The 17,301-nt window shown below is 71.8% G+C and carries 20 protein-coding genes; 9 read left to right on the plus strand and 11 right to left on the minus strand.

Annotated elements, in window-relative coordinates:
• Positions 1–26: 26 nt before the first annotated feature.
• Both BLT82_RS14105 and BLT82_RS14110 read left to right on the plus strand, forming a co-directional pair.
• Complete coding sequence (locus BLT82_RS14105) at positions 27–440, plus strand: organic hydroperoxide resistance protein (protein ID WP_093654765.1); 414 nt, start codon at positions 27–29, stop codon at positions 438–440.
• A gap of 117 nt (positions 441–557) precedes the next feature.
• Entirely contained in the window at positions 558–938 is a 381-nt protein-coding gene (locus tag BLT82_RS14110) for an ArsR/SmtB family transcription factor (protein ID WP_208867892.1), read from the plus strand.
• 172 nt (positions 939–1,110) lie between these two features.
• On the opposite strand, the gene BLT82_RS14115 is transcribed toward BLT82_RS14110, so the two are convergent.
• Positions 1,111–2,481 carry an FAD-dependent oxidoreductase gene (locus BLT82_RS14115; protein WP_093654552.1) on the minus strand — a complete coding sequence of 457 codons (1,371 nt, stop codon included), beginning with the start codon at positions 2,479–2,481 and terminating at the stop codon, positions 1,111–1,113.
• A gap of 61 nt (positions 2,482–2,542) precedes the next feature.
• Complete coding sequence (locus BLT82_RS14120; RefSeq protein ID WP_093654554.1) at positions 2,543–3,172, minus strand: DUF305 domain-containing protein; 630 nt, start codon at positions 3,170–3,172, stop codon at positions 2,543–2,545.
• 101 nt (positions 3,173–3,273) lie between these two features.
• Between BLT82_RS14120 and BLT82_RS14125 the strand changes: the two genes are divergently transcribed.
• On the plus strand, positions 3,274–4,785 hold the full coding sequence (locus BLT82_RS14125) for an LVIVD repeat-containing protein (RefSeq protein ID WP_093654556.1): 1,512 nt from the start codon (positions 3,274–3,276) through the stop codon (positions 4,783–4,785).
• Positions 4,786–4,862: 77 nt separating this feature from the next.
• Here BLT82_RS14125 and BLT82_RS14130 read toward each other — a convergent pair whose 3' ends face one another.
• The 6 genes from BLT82_RS14130 to BLT82_RS14155 all read right to left on the minus strand — a co-directional run bounded on the left by BLT82_RS14130 (position 4,863) and on the right by BLT82_RS14155 (position 9,366).
• A complete protein-coding gene (locus tag BLT82_RS14130) occupies positions 4,863–5,519 on the minus strand; it encodes a TetR/AcrR family transcriptional regulator (RefSeq protein ID WP_093654558.1) in 657 nt (218 codons plus the stop codon).
• A 251-nt stretch (positions 5,520–5,770) separates the two neighbouring features.
• The gene (locus BLT82_RS14135; protein WP_093654560.1) at positions 5,771–6,469 is read right to left on the minus strand and encodes an HAD family hydrolase; all 699 of its coding nucleotides are present in this window, start codon (positions 6,467–6,469) and stop codon (positions 5,771–5,773) included.
• Between the two features lie 18 nt (positions 6,470–6,487).
• A complete protein-coding gene (locus tag BLT82_RS14140) occupies positions 6,488–7,189 on the minus strand; it encodes a phosphatase PAP2 family protein (RefSeq protein WP_093654562.1) in 702 nt (233 codons plus the stop codon).
• A 33-nt stretch (positions 7,190–7,222) separates the two neighbouring features.
• Positions 7,223–8,158, minus strand: coding sequence for a M56 family metallopeptidase (locus tag BLT82_RS14145; protein WP_093654564.1), 936 nt, complete (start codon positions 8,156–8,158; stop codon positions 7,223–7,225).
• Positions 8,159–8,242: 84 nt separating this feature from the next.
• A complete protein-coding gene (locus tag BLT82_RS14150) occupies positions 8,243–8,812 on the minus strand; it encodes a DUF5134 domain-containing protein (protein WP_093654566.1) in 570 nt (189 codons plus the stop codon).
• Between the two features lie 167 nt (positions 8,813–8,979).
• The gene (locus BLT82_RS14155) at positions 8,980–9,366 is read right to left on the minus strand and encodes a VOC family protein (RefSeq protein ID WP_093654568.1); all 387 of its coding nucleotides are present in this window, start codon (positions 9,364–9,366) and stop codon (positions 8,980–8,982) included.
• A 116-nt stretch (positions 9,367–9,482) separates the two neighbouring features.
• On the opposite strand from BLT82_RS14155, the gene BLT82_RS14160 reads away from it, so the two are divergent.
• Positions 9,483–10,037, plus strand: coding sequence for a GNAT family N-acetyltransferase (locus BLT82_RS14160; protein WP_093654570.1), 555 nt, complete (start codon positions 9,483–9,485; stop codon positions 10,035–10,037).
• Positions 10,038–10,058: 21 nt separating this feature from the next.
• Here the strand turns inward: BLT82_RS14160 and BLT82_RS14165 are convergent, their stop codons facing one another.
• Positions 10,059–10,742 (minus strand): glycerophosphodiester phosphodiesterase, encoded by a 684-nt coding sequence (locus BLT82_RS14165; RefSeq protein WP_093654572.1) that lies wholly within the window; start codon positions 10,740–10,742, stop codon positions 10,059–10,061.
• 417 nt (positions 10,743–11,159) lie between these two features.
• On the opposite strand from BLT82_RS14165, the gene BLT82_RS14170 reads away from it, so the two are divergent.
• From BLT82_RS14170 to BLT82_RS14190, 5 genes are all read left to right on the plus strand, one after another.
• Positions 11,160–12,554, plus strand: a complete 1,395-nt coding sequence (locus BLT82_RS14170) for a DUF6421 family protein (RefSeq protein ID WP_093654574.1) — start codon at positions 11,160–11,162, stop codon at positions 12,552–12,554.
• A gap of 26 nt (positions 12,555–12,580) precedes the next feature.
• Positions 12,581–13,336 carry an SDR family NAD(P)-dependent oxidoreductase gene (locus BLT82_RS14175; protein WP_093654576.1) on the plus strand — a complete coding sequence of 252 codons (756 nt, stop codon included), beginning with the start codon at positions 12,581–12,583 and terminating at the stop codon, positions 13,334–13,336.
• On the plus strand, positions 13,333–14,403 hold the full coding sequence (locus BLT82_RS14180; protein ID WP_093654578.1) for a threonine aldolase family protein: 1,071 nt from the start codon (positions 13,333–13,335) through the stop codon (positions 14,401–14,403). The genes BLT82_RS14175 and BLT82_RS14180 overlap by 4 nt, the downstream gene beginning before the upstream one ends.
• Before the next feature lie 115 nt (positions 14,404–14,518).
• Positions 14,519–15,097: a transglutaminase-like domain-containing protein gene (locus BLT82_RS14185; protein ID WP_093654580.1), complete on the plus strand. Its 579-nt coding sequence runs from the start codon at positions 14,519–14,521 to the stop codon at positions 15,095–15,097.
• Between the two features lie 45 nt (positions 15,098–15,142).
• Positions 15,143–15,835 carry a B3/B4 domain-containing protein gene (locus BLT82_RS14190; protein ID WP_093654582.1) on the plus strand — a complete coding sequence of 231 codons (693 nt, stop codon included), beginning with the start codon at positions 15,143–15,145 and terminating at the stop codon, positions 15,833–15,835.
• Between the two features lie 99 nt (positions 15,836–15,934).
• Here the strand turns inward: BLT82_RS14190 and BLT82_RS14195 are convergent, their stop codons facing one another.
• Together BLT82_RS14195 and BLT82_RS14200 are read right to left on the minus strand one after the other, a co-directional pair.
• Positions 15,935–16,657 carry a lysophospholipid acyltransferase family protein gene (locus tag BLT82_RS14195; protein ID WP_093654584.1) on the minus strand — a complete coding sequence of 241 codons (723 nt, stop codon included), beginning with the start codon at positions 16,655–16,657 and terminating at the stop codon, positions 15,935–15,937.
• A 207-nt stretch (positions 16,658–16,864) separates the two neighbouring features.
• Entirely contained in the window at positions 16,865–17,284 is a 420-nt protein-coding gene (locus tag BLT82_RS14200; RefSeq protein ID WP_093654767.1) for a DUF4395 domain-containing protein, read from the minus strand.
• Positions 17,285–17,301 lie beyond the last annotated feature (17 nt).

Below are 17,301 nucleotides of genomic sequence, written 5' to 3' on the forward strand. Positions count from 1 at the left end.
GCCCCAACGACCGAGGGATGGTTTCCATGAACGCGCTGTACACCGCTGTCGCCACCGCGAACGGCCGCGACGGACGCGCCGTCAGCTCCGACGGCCGGCTGGACCTGCCGCTCGCCGCGCCCGCCGCCCTGGGCGGCAGTGGCGAGGGCACCAACCCGGAGCAGCTGTTCGCGGCGGGATACGCGGCCTGCTTCGCCAGCGCGCTCGGTCTCGTCGGCCGCCAGGCGAAGGTCGACACCGGTGACATCTCGGTGACCGCCGAGGTGGGCATCGGCAAGGACGAGGACGGCGGCTTCGGCCTGGCCGTGGTCCTGCGCGTCGAGCTGCCCGCGGCGCTGGAGGGCGAGACCGGCGAGCTCCTCGTCAAGCAGGCGCACCAGGTCTGTCCGTACTCCAAGGCCACCCGCGGCAACATCGACGTCGAGCTGGTCGTCGAGTAGCCCGCCGTACGCGGAGGGCTGCCGCCGTGGTGCCCGGCCCGGCCGGGCACCACGGCGGCAGCCCCCGCTCTTCCGCGGCGCGCACGCCCCGCCTCGAACTACGACGAATTTCGTACAATGGGGGCCCCGAATCGAAGTGGAGTCCCCGTGACCACCGCCGCCAGCCCTCGCGAGCTCGCCCACCCCACGCGCGACGAGATCCGGCTCGAGGGCGTGCTGCACGCGCTCTCCGACCCGGTGCGGCTGCGGGTGGTGCGTGAGCTGGCGACCGCCGAGTCCGAGCTCTCCTGTTCGTACTTCGATCTGCCCGTGACCAAGTCCACGTCGACCCACCACTTCCGCGTGCTGCGCGAGAGCGGGGTGATCCGGCAGGTCTACCGGGGCACGGCGAAGATGAACGGGGTGCGCCGCGACGATCTGGACGAGCTGTTTCCCGGCCTGCTCGACAGCGTCCTGACCGCCGCCGCCGGCGAGGCGGCCCGCCACGGCGCCGGCTGACCACATGCCGAGGCGGCCCGCCACGGCGCCGGCCGACCACGCGCGCCCGCACCGGCCGCCGTGTCGACCACCACCCGTGCCTGAAACGCGCACCCGGGTCCGACCGAGCATCCGTGCCCGCCCGGCCCTGCACGCCCCGAACGGTCCGGCCGCCGCGCCGGGGGAGTCGCCGCTACGCCGCCGGGAGTTGCGGAGCCATGCCTACGCCGGCTGCGCCCAGCAGCCCCGCCCAATCGGCGATCTTCACCGAGCGGCGCCCCAGCGACCGGCCCAGCGCGTCCTCGGCCTCCTCGATCGCCAGCCAGCCCGGCCACTCCACGGGGCACAGCCCCGAATCCCGCAGCACGTCCAGCGGTTCGTCCGGGAGCGGACGGGCCGCCAGCGCGGGTGCGTCCGCGAGGATCGAGGCCACCGTCTCCTTGGCGCAGGGCCTGTTCGTACCGATCACCCCGGTGGGGCCCCGCTTGATCCAGCCCGCCACGTACTCGCCCGCGGACGGCGAGCCGTTCCGCAGCACCCGGCCGGCCAGGTGCGGCACCGTGCCCCGCGCGGCGTCGAACGGCAGCCCCTCCAGGGGAACTCCGCGATAGCCGACCGCCCGCAGCACCAGCTGCGCCTCGATCTCCTCGTACGTGCCCGTGCCGTGCACGCCGCCCGCGTCGTCCGGCGCGGTCCGCTCGAAGCGCACCGCGGCGACCCGCCCGTTCTCGGCGAGCAGCTCCACCGGGCGCAGGAAGAAGCGCAGCCGGATGCTCCGCGCCCGGGCGGAGTCCTCGCCGGCCTCCGCCCAGCCGCGCACCACGTCGACGTTGCGCCGGCCGACCGCCGGCAGTCCCGAGGGATCGGCGTACCCCGGGTCCAAGGCGAGATCGGCCGGCTCGACGCCGACCGAGGCGTCCGGCAGAGTGCCCAGCTCGCGCAGTTCCTTCGTGGTGAACTTCGCCCGGGACGGGCCGCGTCTGCCCACCATGTGCACCTCCCGCACCCGGCTGCCGGCCAGGGCGCCGAGCGCCTCGTGCGGCACGTCGGTCGGCCGCAGCTCCGCCGCGCCGCGCGCGAGGATCCGGGTGACGTCCACGGCGACGTTGCCCACCCCGATGACGACCGCCGACCGGGCGCCGAGGGTGAATCCGCTGCCCGCGGCGTCCGGGTGGGCGCTGTACCAGGACACGAAGTCGGTGGCCGAGAAGCTGCCCGGGAGATCCTCGCCGGGCAGCCCCAGCCTGCGGTCCTTCGCGGCGCCGACGCAGTAGACGACCGCGTGGTAGAGCCGCAGCAGACGCGCCGGCGTCAGTCCGTGCGCGCCCACCTCGACGTTGCCGACGAATCCGATCCGCTCGTCCTCCAGGACCGCCCGCAGGGTGTTCTGCAGTGACTTGATCTTCTCGTGGTCGGGCGCGACTCCGTACCGCACCAGCCCGTAGGGGCACGGGAGCCGGTCCAGGACGTCCACGCGGACGTCCGGCACGAGGGACTGCTGGACGAGGGCCTGAGCGGTGTACACCCCGCTCGGCCCGGATCCGACGACGGCGACTCGAAGCACGGCTGCGCTCCTTCCCGCAGGGTGCTTCCAGCATTGCACCGGGGAGGCCGCCCGGTAAGTCTCACATCGTGCGCATACGGTTGATCTCCGCCGTCTGCTGCGCGATCACGTCGTTGGCCATTTCCTCCACCTGGACGTTGTTCCCCTCGGACAGCACGGTGGCCCCCATCGTCAACGCGCCCTGGTGGTGAGTGATCATCAGCTTGAGGAACAGCTCGTCGAAGGCCTTGCCCTTGGCGGCGCGCAGCTGCGCCAGCTGCTCCTCGGTCGCCATGCCCGGCATCGCCCCGTGGTCGTGGGCCCCGTGACCGTCCGTCGCCTTGGAGTGCTGCTTCAGCCAGCCCTGCATCGCCCCGATCTCCGGCTGCTGCGCGGCCTTGATGCGGTCGGCGAGGCGCTTCACCGGGGTGCCGCCGGCCCGGTCGGGCACGAGGGCCGTCATCTCCAGCGCCTGGGTGTGATGGACGATCATCATCTGGACGTACGAGACGTCGGCGGCGTTCGGGCTGTCGTCCGGCAGTTCCCTGGCGGCCTCCTCGGGCGAGAGCGTGCGGGCGGGCTCGCCGGGCTTCCCCGGGGCCACGACCGCCGTGCCGCGAGACCCCTCGGCCTTCGGGGTGCCCGAGCCGGACCCCGACTCGCAGGCGCCCAGGGCGAGTACGGCCGCGACGACGGCCGCCACGACTTTCATTACGTCTCTGTTGCCATCTGTTGATATGGGCATGCTGAGGACGATACTGCCGGGGTCAGTGCATGGTTCAACTACGGAATGGAACTAGGGGAGGAAAAACGGTGACCCCGTTGCACACCACCCGCGTGCGGCGCAGACGTCTGGGCGTGGCGGCAGCCGCGGCAGGCCTGCTGGCCACTCTGCTGGCGGCCGGACCCGCGGCCGCCACACCGGACCCCGGAGACGTCCCGGCCGAGAGGAAGGTCTCGTCCGAACAGGCGGCAGCCGCCAAGGCCCTGACGAACAGTGGCGAGATACCCGCCGTGGACGAGGTCGTCCACAGCGACAACATCCGGCATCTCGCCAACATCCCGAAGGACGCCCTCCCGGGCACCAACTCCGACCTCGCCTTCCAGGGGAAGTACGCGTTCGCCGGAAACTACGACGGCTTCCGCATCTTCGACATCAGCAACCCGCGCGCCCCCAGGACCGTCTCCCAGGTCCTGTGCCCCGGCTCCCAGAACGACATCTCGGTCTCCGGGGACCTGCTCTTCCTCTCCACCGACTCCTCGCGCAGCGACAACTCCTGTGCCAGCACCAGCCAGCCGGCAACGGAGAAGTCCTCGTGGGAAGGCGTCAAGGTCTTCGACATCAGCGACAAGCGCAACCCGAAGTACGTCGCAGCCGTCGAGACCGCGTGCGGCTCGCACACCCACACCCTCGTGCCCGAGCGGCGCGACGTGTACGTGTACGTGTCGTCGTACTCGCCGAACGCGACGTTCCCGGACTGCCAGCCGCCGCACGACGGGATCTCCGTCATCAAGGTGCCGCGCAACGCCCCGGAGAAGTCCGCTGTCGTCGGATTCCCGGTGCTGTTCCCGGGCGAGGGCCCGGACGGCGGCGGCAACCCCGGCTCACCCACCAACCCGGGCGTCTCCAAGACGACCGGCTGCCACGACATCACCGTGCTGCCGTCGAAGGACCTCGCGGCCGGTGCGTGCATGGGTGACGGCATCCTGTTCGACATCCGCAACCCCGAGCGCCCGAAGGTCATCGACCGGGTCCAGGACAACGTCAACTTCGCCTTCTGGCACTCGGCGACGTTCAACCAGGACGCCGACAAGGTGGTCTTCACCGATGAGCTCGGCGGCGGCGTGGGCGCGACCTGCAACGCGGAGATCGGCCCGAAGCGCGGAGCCGACGGCATCTACGACATCGTGGGCAAGGGCGACAGGCGCAAGCTCGTCTTCCGCAGCTACTTCAAGATCGACCGCCACCAGGCCGCCACCGAGAACTGCGTGGCGCACAACGGTTCGCTGATCCCGGTCAAGGGCCGCGACATCATGGTCCAGGCCTGGTACCAGGGCGGCGTGTCGGTGTGGGAGTTCACGGACTCCGCCAGGCCGAGGGAGATCGCCTACTTCGAGCGCGGCCCGCTGACCACCGACACCATCACCACGGGCGGTTCGTGGTCGGCGTACTACTACAACGGCTACATCTACTCGAACGACATCGCCAAGGGCTTCGACGTGCTGAAGCTCGAGGACCGTCGTACCGACGCGGCCAAGCGCGTCCGGATGCACGAGCTCAACGTGCAGACCCAGCCGGACTACTTCGACCGCCACCACCACTGATCCGTGCCGTCGCGGTGCCGCCCCGGCGGGCGGCACCGCTCCTTCCGGGGCGGTCGTCCCGCCCTCCGGGCCGGCCGCTACCGCGCCACCCCGGTGGCGGAGAGGTCCGGACCCTCGTGCGACGTCCCGCCGGGCGGCTCCCCGCCCGGCGGGAAGCCGAGCTCCCAGGCCAGCCCGTACCGCTGGAAGAGCTCCGCCCGCAGCCGCGTGCGCGGCATCGGCGCGCCGGGCAGCGCCACCGCGAAGACCGCGCCCATCAGCAGGGCGCGCAGCAGCGGGTAGTCGGCGTCGACGTCCGGCGACCCGTAGCGCTCCACCGTGTCGCGGAGCAGGAAGGCGAGCCGCTGCTGCTCGGGGCACTGGACGAACCCCTCTGCCTGCAGGATGCCCGCCATGTGCGCGCGCATCAGCACCGGCCGGTCCACCGCGAGCCCCAGGATCGCGTCGGCCGCCCGGGCCAGCCGCTCCCGCCCGTCGGCGGTGCGCGGCTCGCGCTCCAGCGCCTCCTCCAGCGTGAGGTGCATCAGCCGGTGCACGGCCGACTGGAACAGCTGGCGCTTGCCGGGGAAGTAGTACGAGACCAGTCCGCGGGCCGACCCCGCCCGGTCGGCGATGTCCCCCAGCGTCGTCGCCTCGTAGCCGCGCTCCCCGACGAGTTCCACGGTCGCCTGGAGCAGGCGCTCCCGGGAACGCCGACGGAGCTCTTCATTGACCGATGCGCTCCGCGGGGACATGCTTAACTCCTGCGTTGACTGGCTCGGAGCCAATATACTCAGCGCGACCCGTTGCGAGGCGCTCGTATGCCTGGTCAGCGGGGTTGACCGGACGGACCGGGCGACGCGGGGGATCGCCCGGTCCGATCCGTTCCGCCATGGATTCGCGCGGATCACCCGAGCAGGGATTTCCGGCCTTTGTCTCTATTGTCCGATTTCGCGGCCTCGATTCCCACGCTTCTCGGCCGACACTTCACCCATGTCGTTCCGGATCACGAGCCCACGAGTCCGAGTACCGGACGCAGGCCCTCGGGACGCTCGTCCACCGGCAGGTGATCGACGAAGTGCACGGCGCAGCCAAGCAGCGCCGCCCCGCCGTCCGCCCGCCGGTCGTCGCCGACCATCAGGACGTTTCGCGGGTCCTCCCCCAGGGCCTCGCAGCCCGCGCGGAACAGCCGTTCGTCCGGCTTCTGCACCCCGTGGCGGTAGGACAGCACGTACGCGTCCACGAAGCCGTCCAGGCCGTGCGCCCGGAACACCGGCCGCGGGTCCCAGCCGATGTTGCTGACCACCGCGACGCCCGTACCGAGCCGCCGTAGCTCGCCGAGCACCTCCGCCGCGTCCGGGTACGGGCGCCACGCCGACGGCGTCTTGTGCCGCTCGTAGAGGGCGTCGTACAGCCTGGGGTCGGGGAGCTCCACGCGGCGGGCGAGGCCCACGTAGGCGTCCCGGTGCCGCTGGGCGTCCCGGTCTCGGGTCCACCGCAGCTCGGCCAGGGCCTCGGGGATCAGCTCCGGCGTGGAGCCGCCGGGCAGAGCGCCGGCCGCGTCCAGCTCGCGCGCGTACCGTTCGAACGCGTCCTCGCCGACCGAGATCCCGGTCTCGTCGAGGGCGGCCCGCAGCCAGGACGCGACGGATTCGATCCGGAAGAGCGTTCCCGAGAAGTCGAAGAGCACGCCTTTGATCGCCATGCGGCGATCCTCCCGGCCTCAGGGCCCCCGGTTCAAGGCCAGCCGTTCGTACGAGCCGGCCGTGACGGCCACCAGGCAGATCCCGAGCAGCCAGCCGGCCAGGACGTCCGTCAGCCAGTGCACCCCCAGATACAGCCGGGTGAAGCCCACACCCAGCACCGAGACCACCGCCAGCAGGGCAGCCGTCCGCCGGAGACCCGGCCCGGTCCCGGACCGTGCCAGCAGCCAGAGGAGCAGCCCGCAGGTGACGGCGGCCGTCATCGCGTGACCGGACGGGAAGGCGGCGTAGTGGGCGGTGTCCACGGGCTCCGCCCAGACCGGGCGCTGCCGTCCCACCAGGGCCTTGAGCATCTGCTGCACCGCCGCGCCCACCAGGCTCGCCGCCGCGATCCACAGGGCGAGCAGCCGCTCGCCGCGCCACAGCAGGGCCAGGACCACCGCGGTGACCAGGGCGCGCATCGTCCACGGGTCCCACACCCAGTCGCTGAGGATCCGGTTCGCACGGGTGAATCCCGGCTCCGCCAGCGCGGACTCGTGCAGCTCGACCGCGACCGTACGGTCGAGCGACACCAGAGGCGACCAGCCCACGGCCACCGTCACCAGCAGCAGCACGGCGACCACGGCGGTCAGCGAGGCGGTACGCGCCCCGGGGACCGGAGGGGGTGGCTCCGGGGCGGGGGACCGCGGGACGGGGGTGGAGGTGGGGGTGGGGGGACGCATGAGAAGAATCCTGCCCCCGATCCGCCCCGCTAGTTACCTCAAAGCACTCAGACCCGGCACGAATGCCACCAGCAGCGGTACGACGGGCACCAGGACGGCGGCGGCGGTCAGCCGCAGCCGCCTGCCCGCGGTGAGCCGCGGCACCGGGGCCAGCAGCCGGTTCACCCGCTGGTGCAGTTGGGCGTCGGGGGCCGGGCAGGGACCGAAGACTCCGCGGTGTTCGTTCAGTTCGACCAGCGCGAGGGCGATCGTGAGCCGGCCGAAACGGCGCGAGGCGACGTCGTCCGCCGCAAGCTCCACCAGCCGGTGCATCTCGTCGCGGAACGCGGCGAACACCGGGACCTGGGGAAAGCCGTTGGCGAGTGCCGCCGAGCAGTGCAGCAGCCAGTCGTGGCGAGCCTTGGCGTGACCCTGCTCATGGGCCAGCACCGCGTCGAGTTGACGGCCCTTCAGGCGCCGCAGGGCGGCCGTGGTGATGACCAGCTGGGGCGCGGCGCCCGGCAGCCACCATGCGTCGGGCCGCTCGCCCTCCAGCACCACCAGCGGATCGTCGCCCGGGTCCTCACCCGGCAACAGGGGAGCGCGCACCAGGAGTTCGGCCCTGCGCCGCTTGCGTCGCGCGTGCGCCCGGTGGATCTCCCGGGTGAGCATCGCACCGGTCCACAGCGCTCCGCACGCCAGCACGACGGCCAGCACCGCGGACCAGGGACCGCCCGCGCCCAGGGCGTACGCCTCGACGACCGCGCTCGGCGCGGGCGCGAAGACCGGGGCCCGCACCGCCTGCCAGGCGGCGGCCGCACTGATGGTCATGGAGAGCCCGAAGCTCAGCAGCACCGCCGCGACCACGCACTGCCACACCCACAGCGCCACCACCGGCTCGCGCTCCGGCCAGTCGGCCCGCGACATCAGCCGCGGTGCGACGACGGCGGCCAGTGCGCCGAGCGACAGCAGCGCGAGGGAGACCATCATGGGCCCCAGACTATGAGCGCGGTGCTACTCACAGGTATGGCTTCACACGGCAAGTGATGTACGACACGGTCCGCCCCCGCACGCTCAGACGGTGAGGAGCATGGCGACCATCGCGACGCCCATCGAGACGCGGCACGCCAGGGCGATCTCGGGGCGCGCCCCCCAGGCCGGAGCAGGGCCGCCCGCGGGCGCCGGCAGGGGCACCAGCCGGGCACCCGTGCGCAGGACGAACGCCGTGAAGTACACGAGCAGCGCCCCCGTCACCAGCGGCACTCCGCCGGTACCCGACTGTCCGCCGTGCTCCCCGTGTCCGCCGGCCGGAAGCGGCGACATGGTCAGCGCCATGTACACCATGGCCAGCGAGCCGACCAGATGGTGCAGATGGTGGGCGCCGGCGGGGGAGGCCCGTGTGGCCCACAGGGCCCGCAGGCCCACCGCCCCGAACAGGGCGGCGTACGGCAGCCACGCCCACGACGGCGGTGCCACGACGGCGGCCGGCACAGCCATCGCGGCCATCCCGAACCCCATCACCGCCTCGCCGGCCGCCGCGCTGCGCGCCTCGCCCGCGCAGCTGCGCATCCGCACGACGCAGTACGCGCCGGACACCGCGCACAGTGCCACGAGCAGCCAGCCCGGCGTCGCCGGTCCGTGCACCGCACACCTCCCCGCTCGACGTGTCGAGCAGGGGATGCCCAGCCGCGGCACGGCGCATACGAGCGCACGGGTGTACGCGGGGCGCTCGCGGGGCCCGTGCGGCCGCGCGCGGCCTTGCGGGGCGCACCGGACGGCTCCCGTCCGCGGTGCGGGCGCTGCCGCCGGGATCAGGGCCGGTGGCGCAGCGGATGGTCCTCGGGCACCTCGACCACGGCGATCCGCACCCCGTCCGGGTCGGTCAGCCACATCTCGACGAGCCCCCAGGGTTCCCGCCGAGGCGGGCGCTCGACCGCGGCTCCGTGCGACAGCACATGGCCGTAGGCCGCCTTGGCGTCCGACACCTGGAGCCACAGCGCCGCCCCCGGACCGGGCGGGGTGTCGGAACGCCCGGAGATCTCCAGGAACCCGCCCCCCAGGAAGTAGACCGTTCCGCGGTCGGGCCCGGTGCCGAACTCGCGGTAGATCTGCAGGCCGAGAACGTCCTCGTAGAACCGCCGGGACCGCTCGGGATCGGTCGGCCGCAGCAGGATGCGGCTGCTCAGCACATGCATCATGGTCACCACGGTAGACCGCCGGCGCGTCGCGTTAAGGTCGGGCGGGCAGCGCGTCCGCAGCGCGTGCGTCCGCCGCGCCGCGACCGCCGGCGAAGAGGAGAACGGAGAACCGCCCCATGGAGACCGCCCCGCCCACGGACCCGGTGCAGCTGTCCTACCGCGACGCGACCGACGCCGACGTGCCCGCACTGGTCGAGCTGATCGAGTCGGCCTACCGCGGGGACTCCAGCCGGGCCGGCTGGACCACCGAGGCGGACATCCTGGACGGGCAGCGCACCGACCCGGAGGGCGTCCGGCAGGTGATCGGGGCGGCCGGCAGCAAGCTGCTCGTGGTGCGGCGCGACGACCGGATCGTGGCCTGCTGCCAGCTCGAACACCGCGGCGACGCGGCGTACTTCGGCATGTTCGCCGTACGCCCGGGACTCCAGGGCGGCGGACTCGGCCGGCAGGTCATCGCCGAGGCGGAGCGCCTCGTGCGGGAGACCTGGGGCGTCACGGAGATGCACATGACGGTGATCTCGGTGCGTGAGGAACTCATCGCCTGGTACGAGCGGCGCGGGTACCGCCGCACGGGACGGATGACTCCGTTCCCGTACGGCGACGAGCGCTTCGGCGTACCGCGCCGCGACGACCTGCAGTTCGAACTGCTCGTGAAGAGCCTGGACCGGTAGGCAGCCGACCGGCCGGGACCGTCAGGCCGTGAAGCGGCCGGTGCGCCTGATCTCCGGGAAGTCCGTGGTCGCGCCGTCGAGTTCGAGGGCGCGCACCAGCCGCAGGTGGTCCTGGGTGTTGACGACCCAGCCGATGACCCGGAGTCCCTCGTCGTGGGCGCGCTCCACCGTCTCCAGGGTCAGCCGGCGGATGTTCAGTGCCAGCGTGGGGGCGCCGACGGCCTGCGCGCGCTCCACGATGTCGCTGCCCCAGCGGCTCGCGATGAGGCCCGTGCGCACGCCGGGCACCAGCGCGGTGATCTCCCTGACCGCGTCGTCCTGGAACGACGTGACCTCGATCCGCTCCACGAGATCGCGTTTGACCATCACGTCAGCGAGGACCCGTGCCGCGGCCGCGTCCTTGATCTCGACCTGGAGCGGGGCGCTCACCGCGTCCAGGACCTCCTCGAAGACCGGGATGCGCTCGCCCTGACCGGCGTCCAGCTCCCGCAGCTCCGCGAGGGTCATCTCGGCGATCGGCCCGGTGCCGTCGGTCGTCCGGTCCACGTCGGCGTCGTGCATGACGACCAGCGCGCCGTCCTTGCTGAGATGGAGATCCAGTTCGATCGCGTCCATACCCGCCCGCTCCGCCCGGACGAAGGAACGCAGGGTGTTCTCCGGTTCGACACCCATGACCCCGCGATGACCGATGGTGAGGAAACTCAAGATCTTCTCGCTTCCGTCGATGTGTCGGGCTCGGGCCGTTCTTGTTTGCGGCTCCCGCACGGTGGCTCCTGCCCCGCGCGGCACGGCCGCAGCCTAGTGGCCTGCGCCACGCCCGTACCCGGTCGTGCATGAGGTCCCGGGCTTGGGGGAACGCGGCCTTCCGGCGCTGCGCCCCGCGGCGGGCTCACTCGCGCGTGGGCGAGTCCTCCGGGCCTTGACGACCCCCGGGCCGACTCCGGCCCGGGGGTGGCCCCTGCGCGGCATGCCGCAGCCATCGTCCCGAATGGCCTAGGTCACAGAAAAATCTGCGGTGACCATGGGGGTAAGGCAGGATAATTTCCCAGGGCTCCCCTTGTACGGGAGAACTGGGCACGGATACGGTGTCTTGACGCGAGGTTCTCCCGTGGAGGAAGTGACATGACGGAAATTCTTGTGCAGAACGCTGCGGTGGGCGCGGCGACGACCGCTGCGGTGGTCGAGCATCCTGCGTGGCTGACGCTCAAGGACGCCGTCGAGGAGATAAGGCCCTGGCAGTCCAAGGACGGCTCCATCGACTTCGACGCGGAGGGCGCCCCCGTGCGCGCCGCCGCCGAGTACGCGATCGAGCGGGTGACCGCCGCCGTGGAGGAGCTCTCCCCGCTGCTTCCGCACGACGCCGCGTACCACCGCGCGCTCGTCGCCGATCTGCGCAAGTGGGCCGACAGCGCCTTCGACGTGCCCGACTTCCTCGACTCGCTGCTGGCCTTCCAGCCCGCCGCCGAGCGCGTGGACGGCCTCCAGCACCTGGTGGTCTTCCCCATGTACACGCAGAACGGCAACCCGGACCGCAACCTCGAGGCCGTCGTCCTGCGGATGGTCTGGCCCGACTGGCTGGCCGAGCTGGAGGCGACCCGCTACGACAACCCGCTCTTCTGCGGGATCACCTTCGAGGACTTCACCGCCGGCTACGACACCCATTCGGCGGTGCTGTTCCCCGAGACCATAGCCGTGCGCGAGGCCCCCGAGCGGTTCAGCTGGGGCGGCATCTTCTGCGACCGCGAGGCCGCCCGCTTCCGCCGGGTGACCGAGGCCGCGGTGGACATCCTCTCCATCGACCTCCCCGAGGACGTGGCCTCGATGGTCCACGACCAGGAGCGCTGCGAGAAGGCCTTCGTCCTGTGGGACATGATCCACGACCGCACCCACAGCCACGGCGACCTGCCGTTCGACCCCTTCATGATCAAGCAGCGCCAGCCGTTCTGGATGTACGGGCTGGAGGAGCTGCGCTGCGACCTCACCGCCTTCAAGGAGGCCGTGAAGCTGGAGGCCGAGGGCAACACGCACGGCCGTGACGTCCAGTACGCGGTGCTGTTCGACCGGATGTTCCGCTTCCCCGTCTCCGGCGACCGCGTCCGCAACTACGACGGCCTCGGCGGCCAGCTGCTCTTCGCGTACCTCCACAAGCACGACGTCGTGCGCTGGACGGACAACACGCTGCGGATCGACTGGGAGCGTGCCCCGCAGGTCACCAACCAGCTCTGCGCCGAGATCGAGACGCTGTACCGCGACGGCATCGACCGCCCGAAGCTCGTCCACTGGTTCAAGGCGTACGAGCTCGTCTCCACCTACCTCGCGCCGCACCCGGGCTCCCGCTGGGCGAAGGGCCCCGACGCCTTGGACCTGAGCCAGCCGCCGCGCAAGCTCGTGGACGACGTGCTTCCCGACGAGTTTCCGCTCAGCATGTTCTTTGAGGCGCTCTCCAAGAAGCTGAAGGGCGTGATCGCCTCGACCCAGGGCATCACGGCCCGGTCCGCCGAGCGAGTCGCCGCGTGAGCTCTCGGACGGAGGAGACCAGCACCATGAATGCGAACGGCAACGGGGCCCTCGACGGTGCGGTGATCGCGGTCGCCGGAGCGGCGGGCCCGGCGGGCCGCGCCGCCCTGCTCCGCCTCGCCGAGGCGGGCGCGATCGTCGTGGCGTCGGACGCGGACACCGAGCGACTGGCCCAGGCGGTCGACGAGGCGCGGTACGCGCACGGCGGTGCGACCGTCACGGGCGACACCGTCGACCTGCTCGACCCGACCGCGACCCGCGAGTGGGCCGCCCAGACCGAGAAGGAGTTCGGCCGCGTCGACGGCCTCGTCCATCTCGTCGGCGGCTGGCGCGGCAGCGCCACCTTCGGAGAGACCGACCTGAGCGATTGGCAGCTCCTCGAGAAGCTGCTGATCCGCACGGTCCAGAACACCTCGCTCGCGTTCCACGAGGCGCTCAAGCGCAGCGACAGGGGCCGCTTCGTGCTGGTCAGCCAGTCCGGGGCGGCGAAGCCCACCGAGGGCAACGCCGCCTACGCCGCCGCCAAGGCCGCGGCGGAGGCCTGGACCCTGGCGCTCGGGGACTCGTTCAGGAAGGCTGGGGGCGAGGAGGGCCCGCGTGCCGCGGCTGCCATCCTGATCATCAAGGCGCTCGTGCACGACGCGATGCGCGCCGAGCGCCCGAACGCCAAGTTCGCGGGCTTCACGGACGTCAAGGAACTGGCCGAGGCCATTGCCGGAGTCTGGGACCGGCCCGCCCCGGAAGTGAATGGACAGCGCCTGTGGCTGACCCCCGAGCCGTGATCCCGCCGAGAACCGACGCCCGCCGGCACCACGACCCCGAGGTACGGGGCTTCGCCAGCGACAACTACGCGGGCGCGCACCCGGAGGTCATGGCCGCGCTCGCCCTGGCCAACGGCGGCCACCAGGTCGCCTACGGCGAGGACGACTACACCGACCACCTTCAGCGGATCATGCACAGCCACTTCGGTTCCGGTGCCGAGGCGTTCCCCGTCTTCAACGGCACCGGCGCCAACGTCACCGCGCTGCAGGCGCTCACCGACCGGTGGGGCGCCGTCGTGTGCGCCGAGACCGCCCACATCAACGTGGACGAGGGCGGCGCTCCGGAGCGGATGGGCGGCCTGAAGCTGCTGACGGTGCCGACTCCGGACGGCAAGCTCACCCCGGAGCTGATCGACCGGCAGGCGTGGGGGTGGGAGGACGAGCACCGCGCCATGCCGCAGGTCGTCTCGATCACCCAGAACACCGAGCTGGGCACGGTCTACACGGTGGACGAGATCCGGGCGATCGTCGAGCACGCCCACGGGCTCGGCATGAAGGTCCATCTCGACGGGGCGCGGATAGCCAACGCCGCGGCGTCGCTGGACGTGCCGATGCGCGCGTTCACCAACGCCGTCGGCGTGGACGTCATCTCGTACGGCGGCACCAAGAACGGCATGCTCTTCGGCGAGGCGGTCGTCGTGCTCAACCCCGACGCCGTCAGCCATATGAAGCATCTGCGCAAGATGTCGATGCAGCTCGCCTCCAAGATGCGGTTCGTCTCCGTGCAGTTGGAGGCCCTGCTCGCCAAGGACCTGTGGCTGCGCAACGCCCGGCATTCCAACGCCATGGCGCAGCGGCTCGCCGAGGGCGTCCGGGCCGTGGACGGGGTCGAGATCCTCTACCCGGTGCAGGCGAACGCGGTGTTCGCCAGGCTGCCGCATGAGGTGAGCCGCCGGCTCCAGAAGCGCTTCCGCTTCTACTTCTGGGACGAGGCGGCCGGGGACGTCCGCTGGATGTGCTCGTTCGACACCACCGAGGACGACGTGGACGCCTTCGTCCTGGCGCTGAAGGACGAAATGGCGCACTGACGCCACTGCGGGTGCACCGGCCCCGTCGCCGCATCGCACTCGCTCGCCGCATGGATATGCGACCGGTCGAAAGTTCATTGACTCTCGACCGGTCGCATTCCTATGCTCGCGCGCCATGGAGCTGATCCAGCAGGTCCCCGAGATCTCGGCCTACCTTGCCGCCGACGACGTCGTCGACCATGAGCATCCGGTGGTCCGTGAGGCGTCCGCCCGTCTTCGTGCCGATACCTCAGGCGCACATGAACACGCCAGGGCGGCCTTCGAGTTCGTCCGTGACGCCATCCCGCACTCGTACGACGCGAATGATCCGAGGGTCACCTGGCGGGCGTCCGACGTCATCGAGCAACGCACGGGCGTCTGCTACGCGAAGGCCCACGCCCTGGTCGCGCTGCTGCGGGCCGGATCCGTTCCCGCCGCCCTCTGCTACCAGAAGCTCGACGTCGTCCACGGGCTCGTCGCGGTCCGGATGCCCGACGGGCGGACCTGGCATCGCCAGGACCCCCGCGGCAACAAGCCCGGTGTGGACGCCCGGTTCTCGCTGGGTGCGGAGCGGCTGGCCTTCAGTCCCGACCCGAAGTCCAATGAGATGGACTATCCGGTCCTGTATGCTGAACCGCACCCCAAGGTTCTGAGGGCGCTCCGGTCCGCGCGGGACCGGCTCTCCCTCTGGGAGCACCTCCCCGCATCACTCTGAGGGGCCCCGCACACCACGCCGCAGTACACCCAGGCAAGGACGCCCATGCCTCTATCGCTCACCGTGTCCGACGAGGTCCACGCCCTCGTCCCCGGATTCACCCCGCTCGTCGTCGAGGCCCGCGGCCTGGCCAACGGCCCGAGCAGCGAAGCGAGTTCGGCACTGCTCGACGATGCGGCACGCCGCCTGGCGCAGCGCCTCGGCGGGCGCGCTCCGCACGAGGACCCGCACATGGCGGCCTGGCGTGACGCCTACAGCGCCTTCGGGGCCAAGCCGTCCCGTACCCGCAACTCCGCCGAGGCGCTCGCCAGGCGCGCGCTGACCGGCGCCGGGCTGCCCCGGATCAATCTGCTCGTCGACGCGTACAACGCGCTCAGCGTGGCGCGTCTGATCCCGGTGGGCGGCGAGGACGCGGACCGCATCCGGGGAGGAATGCGTCTCGTGCGTGCCACCGGCCTGGAGCCGTTCGTCACCGCCGCGGCGGGTGAGGAGACCGTCGAGCACCCCGAGCCTGGCGAGATCGTCTGGTGCGACGAGGAAGGCGTCACCTGCCGCCGCTGGAACTGGCGCCAGGGCCCGCGCACCCGGCTCACCGAGGAGTCCGTCAACGCCCTCTTCCTGCTGGAGTCGCTCGCCCCGATGGACGCCGCGGAACTCGAGACGGCGGGGGCGGAGCTCGCCGAGTCGCTGGAGAAGCTCAGCCCAGGAGCCCGGATCACGATCCGCACGACCGGGTGACGCCCACGGGCCGCGGCTTCGCGGCCCCGCGGGACGGGGCAAGCCGGCACGGCCGCCGACGGCAAGCTGACCGTGGAGGAGGGGAGTTGCGGGGAACGCTCAGCGTGCTTCGCGGACTTCCGCGGGCGTCGGGGCCGTACCCCCGAGGTGTGCGGGCACCCACCAGGTGTCGGAGGCGTCCTTGGGGCGCACCGGATAGGCGCGCTGCGCCGACTCCAGCAACTCCTGCACACGCTCCCGCAGCCGGCGGGTGATCGCCCCGGCGTACTGGTCCGTCGGCGCCTCCATGGGCTCCCCGACCCGGATCGTCACCGGGATGTGACTGCGCCGGAGGTTCTTGGGGCGGCCCTTGGTCCACAGCCGCTGCGTGCCCCACAGGGCCATCGGGACGAGCGGCACGCCGGCCTCCTGCGCGAGGCGCGCCGCGCCGGACTTGAAGCCCTTCAGCGTGAACGACTGGGAGATCGTGGCCTCGGGGAAGACGCCGATCACCTCGCCCGCGCGCAGCGACTCCAGCGCGTGGGTGTACGCGGCCTCGCCCTGCTTGCGGTCCACCGGGATGTGCTTCATGCCCCGCATCAGCGGGCCCGAGACCCGGTGCCGGAACACCGAGTCCTTCGCCATGAAGCGCACCAGGCGCTTCTGCGGCAGCGCGGCCAGACCGGAGAAGATGAAGTCCAGGTAGCTGATGTGATTGCTCACCAGCACCGCGCCGCCGGAGCGCGGGATGTTCTCCGAACCCTGGCTGTCGATCTTCAGGTCGAGCGCCTTGAACATCGCGAGTGCGGCGCCGATGACCGGCCGGTAGACGAGCTCTGCCATGTCGGGAGAGGCCCTTCCTTCTGTGTCCCGGGGAGGGTTCTCCCAGCGGAAGTTACGCAGCCGTAGGTTTTCGGCATTGGGCAGATCGTGCCGCATGAGCGGCGCAACGGCCAGTCCTCGGCGCGTCGCACGGCGAGATTCTCGTCACGTCGTGTCACCTGTCACGCCGCCACGGTGTTCGTCCCGCCCTCTCCGGGCGTCCCCCGCTCAGCCGCGGACCGGGACGGAGCGGCGTGCCAGCAGGTACATCTCGCACCCCAGGCAGTACGAGAAGGCCGCATTGAGGAACGCCGCCGCCAGCGCGCAGCCGGTGGCCGCCATGCCCAGCCACTCCGGGCCCCACAGATACCCGGCGAGTCCGACCAGGGCGAAGACGAGCCCCACCCCCTGCGCGAACCGCGGAGGCGCGGGGGACTCGGTCTCCGTGGCCGGGCCGAGCCGGGGCCGTACGAGGGTGCGGAAGACCCAGCCGTACGGTGAGTGCTGGACGCCGGCAGCGGCGCCGACGGCGAAGCACAGTGCCTGCCAGGCCAATAGTGCCCAGCCGGAGGTGACGAGCACGGCGGCGAGTACGGCGGCGGTGACGGCGGCGCCGAAGCGCGGCCCCCTGACGTCGATGGTGTCCATGCCGCCCAGGATCCCCC

Source organism: Streptomyces wuyuanensis, assembly GCF_900103455.1.
Taxonomy (GTDB): domain Bacteria; phylum Actinomycetota; class Actinomycetes; order Streptomycetales; family Streptomycetaceae; genus Streptomyces; species Streptomyces wuyuanensis.